At 53.1% G+C, this 224-nt stretch carries 1 pseudogene; it reads left to right on the forward strand.

Features of this window, described 5'->3' with window-relative positions:
• Positions 1–3: 3 nt before the first annotated feature.
• Positions 4–183: pseudogene (locus tag DP107_RS19265) on the forward strand (type IV pilin); the annotation flags it as partial.
• Between the last annotated feature and the right edge of the window lie 41 nt (positions 184–224).

Here is a 224-nt window from a genome sequence, read left to right on the forward strand (position 1 = left end):
ACGGTGATTCTGGCGGCCGTCATCGGGACGTTCGTGCTCGGCCTGGGCGATCAGGTCTCGGACACGAGCCCGCAAGCGAGCTTCACCTTCGATTACGAGGAGGATGCTAGCAGTGATGATGGCGATGAACTCACGATCACTCATGATGGTGGAGACACTATCGAGGCATCTATAGTAACCGTTAGAACTTTCTGCTCTTAGTGTGTTGGCGTATATAGTGAATC

It is taken from the genome of Haloglomus irregulare (genome assembly GCF_007421925.1).
GTDB classification, from domain to species: Archaea; Halobacteriota; Halobacteria; order Halobacteriales; family Haloarculaceae; genus Haloglomus; species Haloglomus irregulare.